Below are 14,777 nucleotides of genomic sequence, written 5' to 3'. Positions count from 1 at the left end.
CATGCGCGTCAATGTTTCCGGCACGTAACGCTCGGACGGCAATTGTAAAAACTGTGTTTCGCCTCGCTGCGGAACCGCGGGGAGAGCCTGCGCCGAACGCGAGCCGGTGTCAGTACTGCGTCGACGCGATGAGTCGCGAGACCGATCGAAGGTACTTCTTTCGGTATCCCCCCGACATCATGTCGCCGGCGAAGACCTCGTCGAGCGGGCTGCCGGAGGCGAAGATCGGGATCTGGGCGTCGTAGACCCGGTCGATGAAGGCGACGAACCGCAGGGCGTCTGTCTGACTGTACAGGGGTGAGACGTCGTCGAGGACGATCGCATCGATGCCGTCGATCAGCTTGACGAACTTCGAGGGATGGATGGTGCCGAGGTGGGCGATGAGTCCGCCGAAGTCGTCGCGGGAGACGGATGCCGAGGCGGACTTCTGCACGACGGCCGAGACGGCGTCATCGATTCCCGTCTCGTCGAGCACGCGGGCGTGGCCCTCGATGTCGCGACGGCGGTAGTCGAGGCCATCTATCCGCACCGTATCGAAGCGGTCGGAGAGCGACTGGATCTCGCGGAGGAAGTCGGCTGCGGCGAATCGGCCCTCGCCGAGCGCGTTGGGCGGCGTGTTGCTCGTCGCGGCGAGCCGGGTTCCGGATGCGCTCAGGTCGGTGAGCAGGCGGGTCATCATCATCGTGTCGCCCGGGTCGTCGAGCTCGAACTCGTCGATCGCGATCAGCTTCGCGCCGGTGAAGAGCTTCACCGCGGCGGCGTAGCCCATCGCGCCGACGATGGCGGTGTACTCGATGAAGGTTCCGAAGTACTTCGGCCCGGGAGCCGCATGCCATAACGCCGCGAGGAGGTGCGTCTTGCCGACGCCGAAACCGCCGTCGAGGTAGATGCCCGTCGGTCCGGCCGGCGCTTTCTTCTGGCGGGAGAAGAACCCGCCCGACCGAGCTGCCGGTGCCCACGACGTCGAGAAGCTCCGCACGATCTCGAGGGCATCGGTCTGGGAGGGGTAGTCGGGGTCGGGCCGGTACGAATCGAACGACGCCCCGTCGAATTGGCGCGGCGGCACCAGAACGGCCGCCATCTCGGCGCCGGAGAGTGTCGGGGCGCGGTCGACGAGTCGAACGAGTGTGGTGGGGATGGATGACGCCATGACGGAGCTCTTCCGGAGAGTTTGTGTCGAACAGAGACGTTTCCCGGAGAACGGTCACCGGAACGGCATAGATTCGAGGGGAGACAAGTGTCTCCAGACTAAACCGCCGATACCGCCGTGCCGGTCTCCGACCGGCGAGTGCACTCCCAGGAGGAACCACCCATGACCGTCGCCGCCGATCCGTCGCCCCGCTTCGCCGAATTCGCGCATCCGGAACGCCTCGTGAGCACCGACTGGCTGCAGTCGCACCTGGGCGAAACCGGCCTCGTGGTGGTCGAGTCCGACGAAGACGTGCTGCTCTACGAAGTCGGTCACATTCCGGGGGCCGTCAAGATCGATTGGCACACCGACCTCAACGACCCGGTGGTGCGCGACTACATCTCCGGTGAGCAGTTCGCGGCCCTGGCCGCGTCGAAGGGCATCTCCCGCGAGAGCACGGTCGTCATCTACGGCGACAAGAACAACTGGTGGGCGGCCTACGCCCTGTGGGTCTTCACCCTGTTCGGTCACACGGATGTGCGGCTGCTCGACGGCGGTCGGGATGCGTGGATCGCCGAGGGTCGGCCCGTCACGACAGACGTCTCCGAGGTCGTCGCCGCGTCCTATCCGGTCGTCGAACGCGACGACGCACCCATCAGGGCGTTCAAGGACGACGTGCTCGATCATCTGGGCAGTCCCCTCATCGACGTGCGCTCACCCGAGGAGTACACGGGGCAGCGCACGACGGCACCCGCGTACCCCGAGGAGGGCGCTCTACGGGCCGGCCACATCCCCACGGCCCAGAACGTTCCGTGGGCGAAGGCCGCGGCGTCCGACGGCAGGTTTCGCGCTCTTGCCGAATTGAACGAGATCTATCGGGAGGGCGCAGGCCTCGTCGACGGCGACGAGATCATCGCGTACTGCCGCATCGGCGAGCGATCGAGCCACACGTGGTTCGTGCTCACGCATCTTCTCGGCTTCGAGTCGGTGCGCAACTACGACGGATCGTGGACCGAGTGGGGAAGCGCCGTTCGTGTCCCCATCTCCACTGGAGAGGCCCCGGGAGAAGCCCCGGCCAGGTAGTCGGGTCGTCGGATAGGCGATAATTCATAGACATGGATGCGACAGAACTTCCCGACTCCCTCGCGGAGATCCGCGACGACTTCCTCGATCTTGAGATCAAGGAGCGGCTGCAGCTGCTGCTCGAGTTCTCGAACGAGCTGCCCGAGCTGCCCGAGCGCTATCGGGACCATCCCGACCTCTTCGAACGGGTAGAAGAGTGCCAGTCGCCGATCTTCATCGTGGTCGAGGTCGACGAGCAGAAGGCGGTCCACCTCTTCGCGACGGCTCCGGCGGAGGCTCCGACCACCCGGGGCTTCGCCTCAATCCTCGTGCAAGGCATCGAGGGGCTCTCGGCGTCGCAGGTGCTCGGGCTCGCCGACGACTACCCGAGCATGCTCGGGCTCACCGCCGCGGTCTCTCCTCTGCGCATCCGTGGAATGACAGCGATGCTCGCGCGGATCAAGCGACAGGTGCGCGAGCGAGTCGCGTGAGTCAGACCTCGAGAAGCCACGCTCTGATGGCCTCGTTCCAGCGTTCGGGATCGTAGTTCCAGAGCTTCGTATGCCGAGCGATCGAGAAGGGTACGAAGGTCACGATGTCGGCGCGGAGCTTGGCCAGTTTTCTGCTCGACGCGCTCGACACGTATCCGTCGTCGTCGCTGTGCAGAAGCAGGATGCGCGTGTCGAGTTCTGCGCTGCGTGCCACGAAGTCGAGGCGGTCGAGATCGACAGCCGTCTCGAGCCCCGTGGCGACCGTGCCCCACTCGTGCGTCAGGGTGGCGAGGGCCGCCGTCTGAACAGGCGCGGGAATACCGAGCTGCGTGCTGCGGTAGCGCAGTGTCTCGTGCCAGTCGATCACCGGTGAGTCGAGCACGACGCCGTCGATCACGTGCTTCAACCGTGATCGAGTCGCGACCTGGAGCACCGTCGCGCCTCCCATCGACCACCCCATCAAAATGACGCTCGTCGCGCCCGCCTCGACGGCGTAGGCCAGGGCTGCGTCGACGTCCTCCCACTCCGTCTCCCCCAGCCGGAACCGGCCATCGGAGCTGCGCGGCGCATCCCCGTCGTTGCGGTACGAGACGAGAAGCGAGGTGTACCCCGCCTCGTGGAAGACCCGGCTCGCGCGGAGCGTCTCGGCGCGCCTCACCGCGCGACCGTGAACCTGGATGACCCACCTCGTCGAGTCGGGATCGGCGGCGGGAATCAGCCACGCCGGAGCATCTCCGACGGGGGTGACGATGGAGACGTTGCGGTAGGGGAACGGGAACTCCCGCGGATGCAGGAAGAACCAGCCGCTGATGCGACCGGTCGACGCCTGTTCGAGGTCGCCGAAGTCGACCTCGAGGATGGAACGGGTCACGGCGCCGTCGGCCACGGAGATGATCTCGCCGATGCGCGCGTGGCCGCCGCTGCGATCGAACCACAGGCTGTACCGGCCGGGAAGCAGCGTGTCGGCCGTGGCACGCAGCGTGATCGTTCCGGCCTCGAGGTCGACCGATTCGATGGTCGCGTCCTCGGAGGGATGCTTCGGGGGGACCACGACAGAACGAGAGACGAGCGTCGTGAGGACGGCCGCCGCAGCCGCAGTGGCGGCGGCCAGCGCTCCCGCCGCGATGGTGGCGATGGCCCAGACGGGTACGGGACGGCGGTCGTCGGGTGCGGTCATAGCGGTGTGGTCTCCCTGTCATCGACACCCGAGACGGGCCGGAGCCCGCTCGCAATGGTCGTCACCGGCGTGCCTCCGGCGCGCAGCATGCGGGAAACTCTAGTCTGCAGACGTGTCCGACACTCCAACCACGTCCGAACTCCCTGCTGCCTTCGAGGCTGCCGTGGCAGCGGTCCGTGCAGCCGCGACCCGACCCGAACTCGTCGTCTCCGAGATTCCGTCGCCCGCGAACCTCGCCCCGTACTCGCTCGCGCTCGCCGCAGACGTGAATCCCGAGCGGCACGGTTCCGACTCGGAGCTCGGCACGGGTCGATTCATCCTTCTCCACGATCCCGACGAGCCGGAAGCCTGGGGCGGCGCCTTCCGTATCGTCTGCTTCGCGCAGGCGCCGCTCGAGACCGAGATCGGACTCGACCCGTTCCTAGCCGATGTCACCTGGTCATGGCTCGTCGATGCGCTCGACACCCGCGGCGCTCGGTACTCGGCCGCTTCGGGCACGGCGACGAAGATCATCTCCAGTGGGTTCGGCGAGTTGAAGTCGCAGGGCGACGGTGCCCAGATCGAACTCCGAGCATCCTGGACCCCCGAGGATTACGACGTGACGGCGCATGTGGAAGGCTGGGGGGAGCTGCTCTGCATGCTCGCCGGCCTTCCCCCCGCGATCGACGGAGTCACACAATTGAATGCGAGGCGCTTCGGGCGTGACTGACGATAACGAGACCATCCCCGACACCGGCGCGGCAGTGGGATCGCCGGAGTCGGCTCCGCGCACGCTGGCGCTCGCCGTCATCGACACCCGCGAGGCCTACCTCGAGGCCGTCGATCTCATCGCAGCCGGGCACGGGCCCATCGCGGTCGACGCGGAACGGGCATCCGGTTTCAAGTTCTCACAACGCGCGTACCTGATCCAGCTGTACCGTCGCGGCGCCGGCAGCTTTCTCTTCGATCCGCCCGCGATCGGATCGTTCACCGAACTGAACGACGCGATCTCCCGCGAGGAGTGGATTCTCCACGCCGCGAGCCAAGACCTGGCCTGCCTTCGCGAGGTCGGTCTCGACCCCCGAGTGATCTTCGACACCGAACTCGCCGCCCGGTTGCTGGGCATTCCGCGGGTCGGGCTCGGCAGCGTCGTCGAGGAGTTCCTCGGCATCCACCTCAAGAAGGAGCATTCGGCGGCGGATTGGTCTCGTCGGCCTCTGCCCGAGTCGTGGCTCGAGTACGCCGCTCTCGATGTCGAGCTTCTCCCCGATCTGCGAGACAAGCTGGCCGAGCTCCTGATCGAGAACTCCAAAGCGGTGATCGCCGCGCAGGAGTTCGAGGCGACGAGGACGAAGGAACCCAAACCCGTCGCCGCCGAGCCGTGGCGTCGGCTCACGGGGGTGCACTCGCTCCGCAACCCCCGCAATGTCGCGGTGGCGCGGTCGCTGTGGATGGCGCGAGACGCACTCGCCCGCGAGATCGATGTGTCGCCCGGCCGACTCGTCCCCGATTCCAGTCTGGTCGCAGCGGCGCGGGTCCTTCCCGAATCGAAGCGAGAGCTCGCGGCGCTGAAGGAGTTCTCCGGTCGGGCGAGTCGTACGGAGATCGACCGGTGGTGGGCCGCCCTCGAAGAGGGCAAGGCGGCAACCGATCTGCCGGTGAATCGACGCAGTGAAGACACCCTTCCGCCCCCGCGGAGCTGGTCCGACCGCAATCCCGAGGCCGATTCCCGGCTGAAGGCCGCCAGGGCGGCACTCGGGGAGCTCTCGGAGTTCGTCAACATCCCTGTCGAGAACCTCCTCACGCCCGAGATCCTGCGCCGTATCGCGTGGACCCCGCCGGAGCCCATGACGGCCGACGCGATAGCGGCGTCCCTCTCGGAGCTCGGCGCACGCCCCTGGCAGCTTGAACTAACTGCACAGCCGATCGCCCAAGCCTTTGTCGATGCCCACCAAAAGCCAGAGAACGAGCCCGAAGCCTCGTCGTAGGAACAGTCAAAGGATTTCGACCACTCATTGGCCCCGCCTAGGATCGTCTCGGTTCTCAACCAGAAGGAGGCAAAGTGGCCGAAATAGCCGAAGTCGTATTTGTTGATGGGGTGCGTACACCCTTCGGGCGTGCGGGCGAAAAGGGTATGTACTGGCAGACCCGCGCAGACGATCTGGTCGTGAAGGCGATCATCGGTTTGCTGGAGCGCAACCCGTCGGTTCCGAAGGAACGCATTGACGAGGTTGCCATCGCGGCGACCACGCAGCAGGGAGACCAGGGCCTCACACTCGGCCGAACAGCGGCCCTGCTGGCAGGACTCCCCCAGTCTGTTCCGGGCTTCGCCATCGACCGCATGTGCGCGGGAGCGATGACGAGCGTCACCACCCTGGGCAGCGGAATCGGCTTCGGAGCATACGACCTGGCCATCGCCGGCGGCGTGGAGCACATGGGTCGACACCCGATGGGTTTCAATGCCGACCCGAACCCCCGCTTCCTCGCTGAGAAGCTGGTCTCGGAAGAGGCGCTGAACATGGGGTCCACGGCCGAGCGCATCCACGACCGCTTCCCCTCGCTCACCAAGGAGCGATCCGACCGCTACGCGCTTCGCAGCCAGCAGAAGGTCGCCGCCGCCTACGAGGCAGGCAAGATCCAGCCCGACCTCATTCCCGTCGCGACGCGCAGCGCTTCGGGATGGGGTCTCGCCACACGTGACGAGGCTCCCCGGCCCGAGACCACGATGGAAGGCCTCTCCGGGCTCCGTACGCCGTTCAGGCCGCACGGCCGGGTCACGGCCGGCAACTCGTCGGGCCTCAACGACGGAGCGACGGCCTGCCTGCTCGCCAGCGGAGCAACCGCGAAAGAACTCGGCCTCACCACGAAGATGAAGCTCGTCAGCTTCGCCTTCGCGGGCGTCGAGCCGGAGATCATGGGCATCGGACCGGTTCCGTCGACCGAGAAGGCGCTCCGCAAGGCCGGGCTCTCGATCACCGACATCGGACTCTTCGAACTGAACGAGGCGTTCGCGGTCCAGGTGCTGTCGTTCCTCGACCACTTCGGTATCGACGACGACGACCCCCGCGTCAACGAATACGGCGGGGCCATCGCGATCGGACACCCGCTCGCCTCGTCCGGTGTGCGTCTGATGAACCAGCTCGCCCGTCAGTTCGAGGAGCACCCCGAGGTGCGCTACGGCCTCACGGCCATGTGCATCGGTCTCGGTCAGGGCGGCACCGTCATCTGGGAGAACCCGCACTACAACAAGAAGGCGAAGGCAGCGAAGCGATGACCGACTACTCCACGATCGACTTCTCCTCTCTGGCCGAGCTGTCGGCCGACGAGGTCGTCACCCACTCGTACGTCCGCGATATCCCGCTGCCGAGTGGCAAGGTGCTCGCCTTGATCACGCTCGACAACGATCGTGACCACACGCGTCCGTCCACCCTGGGGCCCAACTCGCTACTCGAGTATGGAGCGACCCTCGATGCCCTCGCCGTGCGGGCGTCCGCCGGCGAGATCCACGCCGTCGCCGTCACCGGAAAGCCCTACATCCTCGCCGCCGGTGCCGACCTGTCGAAGGTCGGCGACATCCCCAACCGCGAGCTGGCCAAGCAGATGGCGCAGCTCGGGCACTTCACCTTCGGCAAGATGGCCACGATCGGCGTGCCCACGTTCGCCTTCATCAACGGTTTGGCACTGGGCGGCGGTGTCGAGGTGGCCCTCGCGGCCGACTACCGCACCATCGATTCCTCCATCCCGGCGCTGGCGCTTCCCGAGGTGTTCCTCGGCATCATCCCGGGCTGGGGCGGCGCGTATCTCCTGCCCAACCTCATCGGCATCGAGAACGCCCTCAAGGTCGTCGTCGAGAATCCGCTGAAGAACAACCGCACGCTGAAGGGCCAGCAGGCCTTCGACCTCGGTATCGCCGACGCGATCTTCCCACCCGCCTCTTATCTGGAGCAGTCCCTCGTCTGGGCGGACGGCGTACTGACGGGACGCGTCACGGTCTCGCGCCCCAACGCGCCCGGCAAGCTCGAGCGCCTCGTCAAATGGGATGCCGCGATCTCGATCGCGCGCAAGATGCTCGAGTCGAAGATCGGCACGGTCGCCGCCTCACCGTACGCCGCGCTCGACCTGCTGAAGGCGGCGAAGTCGGGATCGGCGGAGGAGGGTTTCGCGCGTGAAGACGATGTTCTCGCAGACCTGATCTCCGGGGATCAGTTCCGCGCGAGCATCTACTCGTTCAACCTCGTGCAGAAGAGGGCGAAGCGGCCGGCCGGCGCACCGGACAAGGCCCTCGCCAAGCCGGTCACCAAGGTGGGCGTCATCGGCGCCGGGCTCATGGCCAGCCAGTTCGCGCTCCTCTTCGTGCGTCGGCTGCGCGTTCCCGTCGTGATCACCGATCTCGACCAGGCCCGCGTCGACAAGGGTCTCGCCTACATTCGCGACGAGATCACCGCTCTCAAAGACAAGGGCCGCATCGGCGCAGACGAGGCCAACCGGCTCAGCGCTCTGGTGTCGGGCACGACGAACAAGGCGGACTTCGCCGACGCCGACTGGGTCATCGAGGCCGTCTTCGAAGAGCTCGGCGTCAAGCAGGATGTCTTCGCCGACGTCGAGAAGTACATCTCTGACACGGCAGTGCTCGCGACCAACACGTCGTCGTTGTCGGTGGAAGAGATCGGTGCGAAACTCGCCCACCCGGAGCGGCTCGTCGGCTTCCACTTCTTCAACCCGGTGGCCGTGATGCCGCTGATCGAGGTCGTGAACACGCCGGCGACCGACGAGTCCACCTTGAGCACGGCGATGGTCATCGCCGCGAAGCTGCGCAAGAACGCTGTCATCACCCGTGACACGCCAGGATTCGTCGTCAACCGCATCCTGGCGAAGCTGCTCGGTGAGGCCATGCACGCCGTCGACACCGGGACGCCGTTCGAGGTCGTCGACAATGCCCTCAAGCCCTTCGGATTGCCCATGACGCCGTTCGAACTGCTCGAGCTCGTCGGTCTCAAGGTGGGGGCGCACGTGCTCGACACGCATCATGCTGCCTTCCCCGACCGGTTCTTCGAGAGCACGAATCTGCACAGGCTTGCAGAGCACGGCAAGATCTTCGATCGCGACTCCAAGGGCGCGATCAAGGGCTTCGACAAGAAGGCCGTGAAGATCGTCACCGATGGTGGACCTGGCGGAACGGCCCTCACCGAGGCGGACCTCCTGCGCCGGGTCGAGGACGGTCTCGCCGACGAGATCAAGAGGATGCTCGATGACGAGGTCGTGCACGCGCCCGAAGACATCGACCTCTGCCTCATCCTCGGCGCGGGCTACCCGTTCCAGATGGGTGGAGCGACGCCGTATCTCGACCGTGTAGGAGCGAGCGAGCGGGTGTTCGGAGACACGTTCCACCACCCGCCGATCGTCGGCACCGACTAGCGGCATGACCGTCGGGGGCTCGTCCTAGTCTGTGAGGCATGACCTTTCAGTACTACGTGGCGAGCACCCTCGACGGGTTCATCGCCGACTCAGACAACCGCATCGACTGGTTGCTCCGTTTCGGCACGGCAGACTTCGACGACGCGTATCGACGATTCCTCTCCGGAGTCGGTTCGATCGTCATGGGGTCGAGAACCTACGAGTTCCTGCTGACTGAGTCTCCCGATGACTGGCCGTACACGGTGCCCACCGTGGTGCTGACGCACCGCGACCTTCCCCTCGCTGCAGCCGGAGCAGACATCCGGTTCAGGCGCGGCGACATCGAGGCGGTGGCAGCCGAGCTCGACGCACTGGCAGGCGAGCGATCGACGTGGATCGTCGGAGGCGGTGATATCGCCGCTCAGTTCGCGGCTGCAGACCGTCTCGATGCGATGATCGTCACCCTGATGCCGGTGATCCTCGGCTCGGGCGTGCCGCTGCTGCCCGTCAAAGACCTTCGACACCTCCACCTCGTCTCGACCGCACCCCTCGGGCAGGGCGCGATCGAGCTCAGCTATGCGGTGTCGACACCCGGTGACGACTAGCGGGTGATGCGGCTCTCGTTCTCGTTCTCGCCCTCGAGGGGGCGCGCGATCGGAATCTTGCTGCCGAGCACCTGGGCCACGACGTCGCGCGCGATGTGCTGTGGGGTGAGGCCGACCCGCTCCATGATCTGCGCGCGTTCCGCGTGATCCAAGAACTCGTCTGGTAGCCCCAGCTCGGTGACCGCGGTATCGATGCCCGCCTCTCGAAGATCCTGTCTGATCCTCGTTCCGACCCCGCCGACGCGGATGCCGTCTTCGATCGAGATCACGATGCGGTGCTCGGCGGCGAGGTCGAGCACACTGCGCGGAACAGGAACGACCCAGCGTGGATCGATCACCGTCGAACCGATACCCTGCGCGGCGAGCCTTTCGGCCACCTCGAGGCCTGTACTGGCCATCGGGCCGACGGTCACGATCAGCACGTCCTTGCGCTCGTGCTCGACGAGCACGTCGACACCGTCGTCGAGGCGGCGTACGGCGGCGATCTCCTCGCCCACGCTGCCCTTGGGGAACCGCACGACCGTGGGTCCGCCAGAGACGGCCACCGCCTCGCCCAGCTCCTCGCGGAGCCTCTCGGCGTCGCGTGGCGCGCTCAAGCGAATGTTCGGAACGACCTGCAGGATCGCGAGATCCCACATGCCGTGATGGCTCGGCCCATCGGGACCTGTCACGCCGGCCCTGTCGAGAACGAACGTCACGCCGGCACGGTGCAGCGCGACATCCATCAGCACCTGGTCGAACGCGCGGTTGATGAACGTGGCGTAGACGGCGACCACGGGGTGGAGCCCGCCGAAGGCCAGCCCGGCGGCGGACGTGACGGCGTGCTGTTCGGCGATGCCGACGTCGAAGACGCGGGCGGGGAATCGCTCCGCCAGCTTGTGCAATCCGGTCGGACGCAACATGGCCGCGGTGATGCCCACGATCGTGGGGTCCTTCTCGGCCAGAGCGACGATCTCGTCGCTGAACACGCCCGTCCACGACGGAGCGCTCGGGCCCCCCAGAGCCTCGCCGGTCTCAGGGTCGATCTGGCCTACCGCGTGGAACTGGTCGGCGATGTCGCTCAGGGCGGGCTCGTAGCCACGGCCCTTCTCTGTGATGGCGTGCACGATCACTGGCTGGGCGTATCGCTTCGCCTGCAGCAGGGCCTCCTGCATGGCCTGCAGGTCGTGACCGTGGATGGGGCCGATGTACTTGATGTCGAGGTTGGAATAGAGCGCCTCGTTGTTCGAGAAACGGCTCAGGAATCCGTGGGTGCCACCGCGGATGCCGCGGTAGATCGCGCGGCCCGGCCCACCGAAGCGATCGAAGAGCTCGCGCGACGACTGGTGCAGGTTGCGGTACTTGGTGTTGGTGCGAACGGAGTTCAGGTAGCGCGCCATGCCTCCGATAGTCGGAGCATAGGAGCGACCGTTGTCGTTCACGACGATCACCAGTTTGCGCGTGTTGTCGTCGCTGATGTTGTTGAGAGCCTCCCACGTCATGCCGCCGGTGAGGGCGCCGTCGCCGACGACGGCGATGACGTGACGGTCGTTCTGGCCCGTCATCTCGAAGGCCCGGGAGATGCCGTCGGCCCACGAGAGCGAACTCGACGCGTGCGAGCTCTCGACGACGTCGTGCTCGCTCTCTGAGCGCTGCGGGTAGCCTGCGAGGCCACCCTGCTGGCGGAGCCGGGAGAAGTCTTGTCGGCCCGTCAGGAGCTTGTGCACGTAGGACTGGTGGCCGGTGTCGAAGACGATCGCGTCACGTGGCGAATCGAATACGCGGTGAATGGCCAAGGTCGTCTCGACGACACCGAGATTGGGACCCAGGTGTCCCCCGGTCTTCGATACCTCGGCAACCAGGAACTGGCGGATCTCGGCAGCGAGCTGAACGAGCTGCTCCTGACTGAGAGCGTCGAGATCCCGGGGACCTGAGATGTTCTCCAGCAGGCTCATGCAGACGGCCCTTCCATTCGTGAGGACCGATCGGCCCCTCGTTCGAGTCTATGACGGATCGTTCCGACGACCGCTCGGAACGACGGAGCGCCCTCGAGGATGCTATGACGCATCCAGCGAGGGCGCTCAGGTTCAATCAGGCGACGAGGCTCCGCAGAACGTACTGCAGGATCCCGCCGTTGCGGTAGTAGTCCGCTTCGCCAGGGGTGTCGATGCGCACGACGGCGTCGAACTCGACGATCTGCTTACCCTCGGGCGACTGCTCGCTCGGCGTGGCCGTCACGCGCACAGTGCGCGGGGTGACTCCGTCGTTGAGCTGTTCGATGCCCGCGATGCTGACGATCTCGGTTCCGTCGAGTCCGAGCGAGGCCCAGGACTCTCCGGCGGGGAACTGCAGCGGGACGACGCCCATGCCGATCAGGTTCGAACGGTGGATGCGCTCGAAGCTCTCGGTGATCACGGCCTTGACGCCGAGGAGGCTCGTGCCCTTCGCCGCCCAGTCGCGCGACGAGCCGGAGCCGTACTCCTTGCCGCCGAAGATCACTAGCGGCGTCGATGAGGCCGCGTAGTTCTGCGCGGCGTCGTAGATGAACGACTGGGGTCCGTCGGCCTGCGTGAAGTCGCGGGTGTAACCACCCTCGACGCCATCGAGCAGCTGGTTCTTGAGCCGGATGTTCGCGAAGGTTCCGCGGATCATCACCTCGTGGTTTCCACGACGCGAACCGTAGGAGTTGTAGTCCTTGCGGTCGACGCCGTGCTCGTCGAGGTAGCGGCCGGCGGGGCTGTCGCCCTTGATCGATCCGGCCGGGCTGATGTGGTCGGTGGTGACGGAGTCGCCGAGCTTGGCGAGGACACGAGCGTTGACGATGTCGGTGACCGGAGTCGTCTCCATGGTCATGCCGTCGAAGTACGGAGGCTTCCGGACGTAGGTCGATTCGGAATCCCACTCGAAGGTCGCGCCCTCGGGTGTGGGAAGCGAACGCCAGCGCTCGTCTCCGTCGAAGACACCCGCGTACTCGTGCTGGAACATGTCCGTGTCGATCGACGAGTCGATCGTCGACTGCACCTCGGCGGCGTCGGGCCAGATGTCCTTCAAGAAGACGTCGTTGCCGTCGTTGTCGGTTCCGAGAGCATCCGTCTCGAAGTCGAAGTTCATCGACCCGGCGAGAGCGTAGGCGATGACCAGGGGCGGCGACGCCAGGTAGTTCATCTTCACGTCGGGATTGATTCGACCCTCGAAGTTGCGGTTTCCGGAGAGGACGGCGGTGACGGCGAGGTCGTTGTCCTGCACAGCGGAGGAGATCTCCTCGAGCAGCGGACCGGAGTTACCGATACACGTGGTGCAGCCGTAGCCGACGGTGTAGAAGCCGAGATCCTCGAGGTACGACGTGAGGCCCGCCTTCTCGTAGTAGTCCGTGACGACCTTCGATCCGGGCGCGAGCGTGGTCTTCACCCACGGCTTCGCCTTGAGGCCCTTCTGGCTGGCGTTCCGAGCCAGGAGGCCGGCGGCCAGCATGACGGACGGGTTCGACGTGTTCGTGCACGACGTGATCGCCGCGATGGCGACGGCGCCGTGGTCGAGCGTGAAGTTCGTGCCGTCGTCGAGCGATACGACCGTGGGCTTGGACACGGTCTTGGGTGCATGGCTCGAGTGCGAGTGGCTGTGGCTGTGCGACGGGTCTGCATCCTCCGGCGACAGTTCACCGGGATCTGATGCGGGGAAGGAGCCGGTACCGACGAGATCGACGATGTCGTGTTCGACACGGGCGTAGTCGTTCAGGTCGTGCTCGAACTGGTTCTTCGACTCGCTCAGCTCGATGCGGTCCTGGGGGCGCTTGGGGCCGGCGATGGAGGGCACCACGGTGGCCAGGTCGAGTTCGAGGTACTCGCTGAAGACCGGCTCGACACTCGGGTCGTGCCAGAGTGTCTGCAGCTTGGAGTACGCCTCGACGAGCTTGACCTGCTCCTCGCTGCGGCCCGTGAGCCGCAGATAGTCGAGGGTCACGTCGTCGATCGGGAACATGGCCGCGGTGGAACCGAACTCAGGGCTCATGTTTCCGATGGTGGCGCGGTTCGCAAGAGGGACCTCGGCGACACCCGCACCGTAGAACTCGACGAACTTGCCGACGACTCCGTGCTTGCGCAGCATCTGCGTGATGGTGAGCACGACGTCGGTCGCGGTGACGCCGGTGGGGATCGCCCCGGAGAGCTTGAAGCCGACGACCTTGGGGATGAGCATCGAGACGGGCTGGCCGAGCATGGCGGCCTCTGCCTCAATGCCTCCGACGCCCCAGCCCAGCACACCGAGGCCGTTGACCATGGTGGTGTGGGAGTCGGTGCCCACGCACGTGTCGGGGTAGGCGCGGAGGACACCGTCGACCTCGCGGGTCATCGTGACACGTGCCAGGTACTCGATGTTGACCTGGTGGACGATTCCCGTTCCCGGCGGGACGACCTTGAAGTCGTCGAACGCGGTCTGTCCCCAGCGCAGGAACTGGTACCGCTCGCCGTTGCGCTCGTACTCGAGTTCGACGTTGCGCTCGAGAGCGTCGTCGGAGCCGAAGAGATCGGCGATGACGGAGTGGTCGATCACCATCTCCGCGGGTGCGAGCGGGTTGATCTTGGTGGGGTCTCCACCCAGGCTGCCGACGGCTTCACGCATGGTGGCCAGGTCGACGATGCAGGGAACGCCGGTGAAGTCCTGCATTACGACGCGGGCCGGGGTGAACTGGATCTCGGTGTCGGGCTCCGACGTCGGAACCCAGTTGCCGATGGCCTCGATGTGCTCCGCGGTGATGTTGCCGCCGTCCTCGGTGCGCAGGAGGTTCTCGAGAAGCACCTTCAGACTGAAGGGAAGTTTCTCGTAACCGGGGACCTTATCGATGCGATAAACCTCGTATGAGTCGTTTCCGACCTTCAGTTGATCTTTCGATCCAAAGCTGTTGACTTTCGACACGTCGCCTTCTCCTTCGAGCTCCTGAAGTCAATCTTTGTCCCGCGGAACGC

The 14,777-nt window shown here is 65.9% G+C and carries 11 protein-coding genes; 7 read left to right on the top strand and 4 right to left on the bottom strand.

The features are described 5' to 3' along the window. Positions 1 to 109 precede the first annotated feature (109 nt). Complete coding sequence (gene zapE, locus ASE64_RS13030; RefSeq protein ID WP_055781209.1) at positions 110 to 1,150, bottom strand: cell division protein ZapE; 1,041 nt, start codon at positions 1,148 to 1,150, stop codon at positions 110 to 112. A 162-nt stretch (positions 1,151 to 1,312) separates the two neighbouring features. Here zapE and ASE64_RS13025 point away from each other — a divergent pair, with 162 nt between their 5' ends. Both ASE64_RS13025 and ASE64_RS13020 read left to right on the top strand, forming a co-directional pair. Further along, on the top strand, positions 1,313 to 2,212 hold the full coding sequence (locus ASE64_RS13025; RefSeq protein ID WP_055781208.1) for a sulfurtransferase: 900 nt from the start codon (positions 1,313 to 1,315) through the stop codon (positions 2,210 to 2,212). A 32-nt stretch (positions 2,213 to 2,244) separates the two neighbouring features. Next, positions 2,245 to 2,682, top strand: a complete 438-nt coding sequence (locus ASE64_RS13020; protein ID WP_055781205.1) for a SufE family protein — start codon at positions 2,245 to 2,247, stop codon at positions 2,680 to 2,682. Between the two features lies 1 nt (position 2,683). On the opposite strand, the gene ASE64_RS13015 is transcribed toward ASE64_RS13020, so the two are convergent. After that, on the bottom strand, positions 2,684 to 3,859 hold the full coding sequence (locus ASE64_RS13015; protein ID WP_082466278.1) for an alpha/beta hydrolase family protein: 1,176 nt from the start codon (positions 3,857 to 3,859) through the stop codon (positions 2,684 to 2,686). A 112-nt stretch (positions 3,860 to 3,971) separates the two neighbouring features. Here ASE64_RS13015 and ASE64_RS13010 point away from each other — a divergent pair, with 112 nt between their 5' ends. The 5 genes from ASE64_RS13010 (at position 3,972) to ASE64_RS12990 (ending at position 9,837) form a co-directional block, all read left to right on the top strand. Next, the gene (locus ASE64_RS13010) at positions 3,972 to 4,568 is read left to right on the top strand and encodes a DUF3000 domain-containing protein (protein ID WP_055781201.1); all 597 of its coding nucleotides are present in this window, start codon (positions 3,972 to 3,974) and stop codon (positions 4,566 to 4,568) included. Positions 4,569 to 4,602: 34 nt separating this feature from the next. Then, positions 4,603 to 5,826, top strand: coding sequence for an HRDC domain-containing protein (locus ASE64_RS13005; RefSeq protein ID WP_442853840.1), 1,224 nt, complete (start codon positions 4,603 to 4,605; stop codon positions 5,824 to 5,826). A 74-nt stretch (positions 5,827 to 5,900) separates the two neighbouring features. Further along, positions 5,901 to 7,112 (top strand): thiolase family protein, encoded by a 1,212-nt coding sequence (locus ASE64_RS13000; RefSeq protein WP_055781197.1) that lies wholly within the window; start codon positions 5,901 to 5,903, stop codon positions 7,110 to 7,112. After that, complete coding sequence (locus ASE64_RS12995; protein ID WP_055781194.1) at positions 7,109 to 9,253, top strand: 3-hydroxyacyl-CoA dehydrogenase NAD-binding domain-containing protein; 2,145 nt, start codon at positions 7,109 to 7,111, stop codon at positions 9,251 to 9,253. The genes ASE64_RS13000 and ASE64_RS12995 overlap by 4 nt, the downstream gene beginning before the upstream one ends. A gap of 38 nt (positions 9,254 to 9,291) precedes the next feature. Further along, complete coding sequence (locus tag ASE64_RS12990) at positions 9,292 to 9,837, top strand: dihydrofolate reductase family protein (RefSeq protein ID WP_055781191.1); 546 nt, start codon at positions 9,292 to 9,294, stop codon at positions 9,835 to 9,837. Here ASE64_RS12990 and dxs read toward each other — a convergent pair. Together dxs and ASE64_RS12980 are read right to left on the bottom strand one after the other, a co-directional pair. After that, positions 9,834 to 11,771 (bottom strand): 1-deoxy-D-xylulose-5-phosphate synthase, encoded by a 1,938-nt coding sequence (dxs, locus tag ASE64_RS12985; RefSeq protein WP_055781189.1) that lies wholly within the window; start codon positions 11,769 to 11,771, stop codon positions 9,834 to 9,836. The two genes, ASE64_RS12990 and dxs, sit on opposite strands and share 4 nt — an antisense overlap. A gap of 136 nt (positions 11,772 to 11,907) precedes the next feature. Beyond that, positions 11,908 to 14,727, bottom strand: coding sequence for an aconitate hydratase (locus ASE64_RS12980; protein ID WP_055781186.1), 2,820 nt, complete (start codon positions 14,725 to 14,727; stop codon positions 11,908 to 11,910). Positions 14,728 to 14,777 lie beyond the last annotated feature (50 nt).

Source organism: Agreia sp. Leaf210 (assembly GCF_001421485.1).
Lineage (GTDB): Bacteria > Actinomycetota > Actinomycetes > Actinomycetales > Microbacteriaceae > Agreia.
Note: the sequence above shows the minus strand (reverse complement) of the source record. Positions and strands in the feature narration are given on the sequence as shown.

What these genes read in the sequence shown, in the direction of transcription:
- zapE (WP_055781209.1), bottom strand. Translation starts at nt 1,150, where the DNA reads ATGGCGTCATCCATCCCCACCACACTCGTTCGACTCGTCGACCGCGCC.
- ASE64_RS13025 (WP_055781208.1), top strand. Translation starts at nt 1,313, where the DNA reads ATGACCGTCGCCGCCGATCCGTCGCCCCGCTTCGCCGAATTCGCGCAT.
- ASE64_RS13020 (WP_055781205.1), top strand. Translation starts at nt 2,245, where the DNA reads ATGGATGCGACAGAACTTCCCGACTCCCTCGCGGAGATCCGCGACGAC.
- ASE64_RS13015 (WP_082466278.1), bottom strand. Translation starts at nt 3,859, where the DNA reads ATGACCGCACCCGACGACCGCCGTCCCGTACCCGTCTGGGCCATCGCC.
- ASE64_RS12995 (WP_055781194.1), top strand. Translation starts at nt 7,109, where the DNA reads ATGACCGACTACTCCACGATCGACTTCTCCTCTCTGGCCGAGCTGTCG.
- ASE64_RS12990 (WP_055781191.1), top strand. Translation starts at nt 9,292, where the DNA reads ATGACCTTTCAGTACTACGTGGCGAGCACCCTCGACGGGTTCATCGCC.
- dxs (WP_055781189.1), bottom strand. Translation starts at nt 11,771, where the DNA reads ATGAGCCTGCTGGAGAACATCTCAGGTCCCCGGGATCTCGACGCTCTC.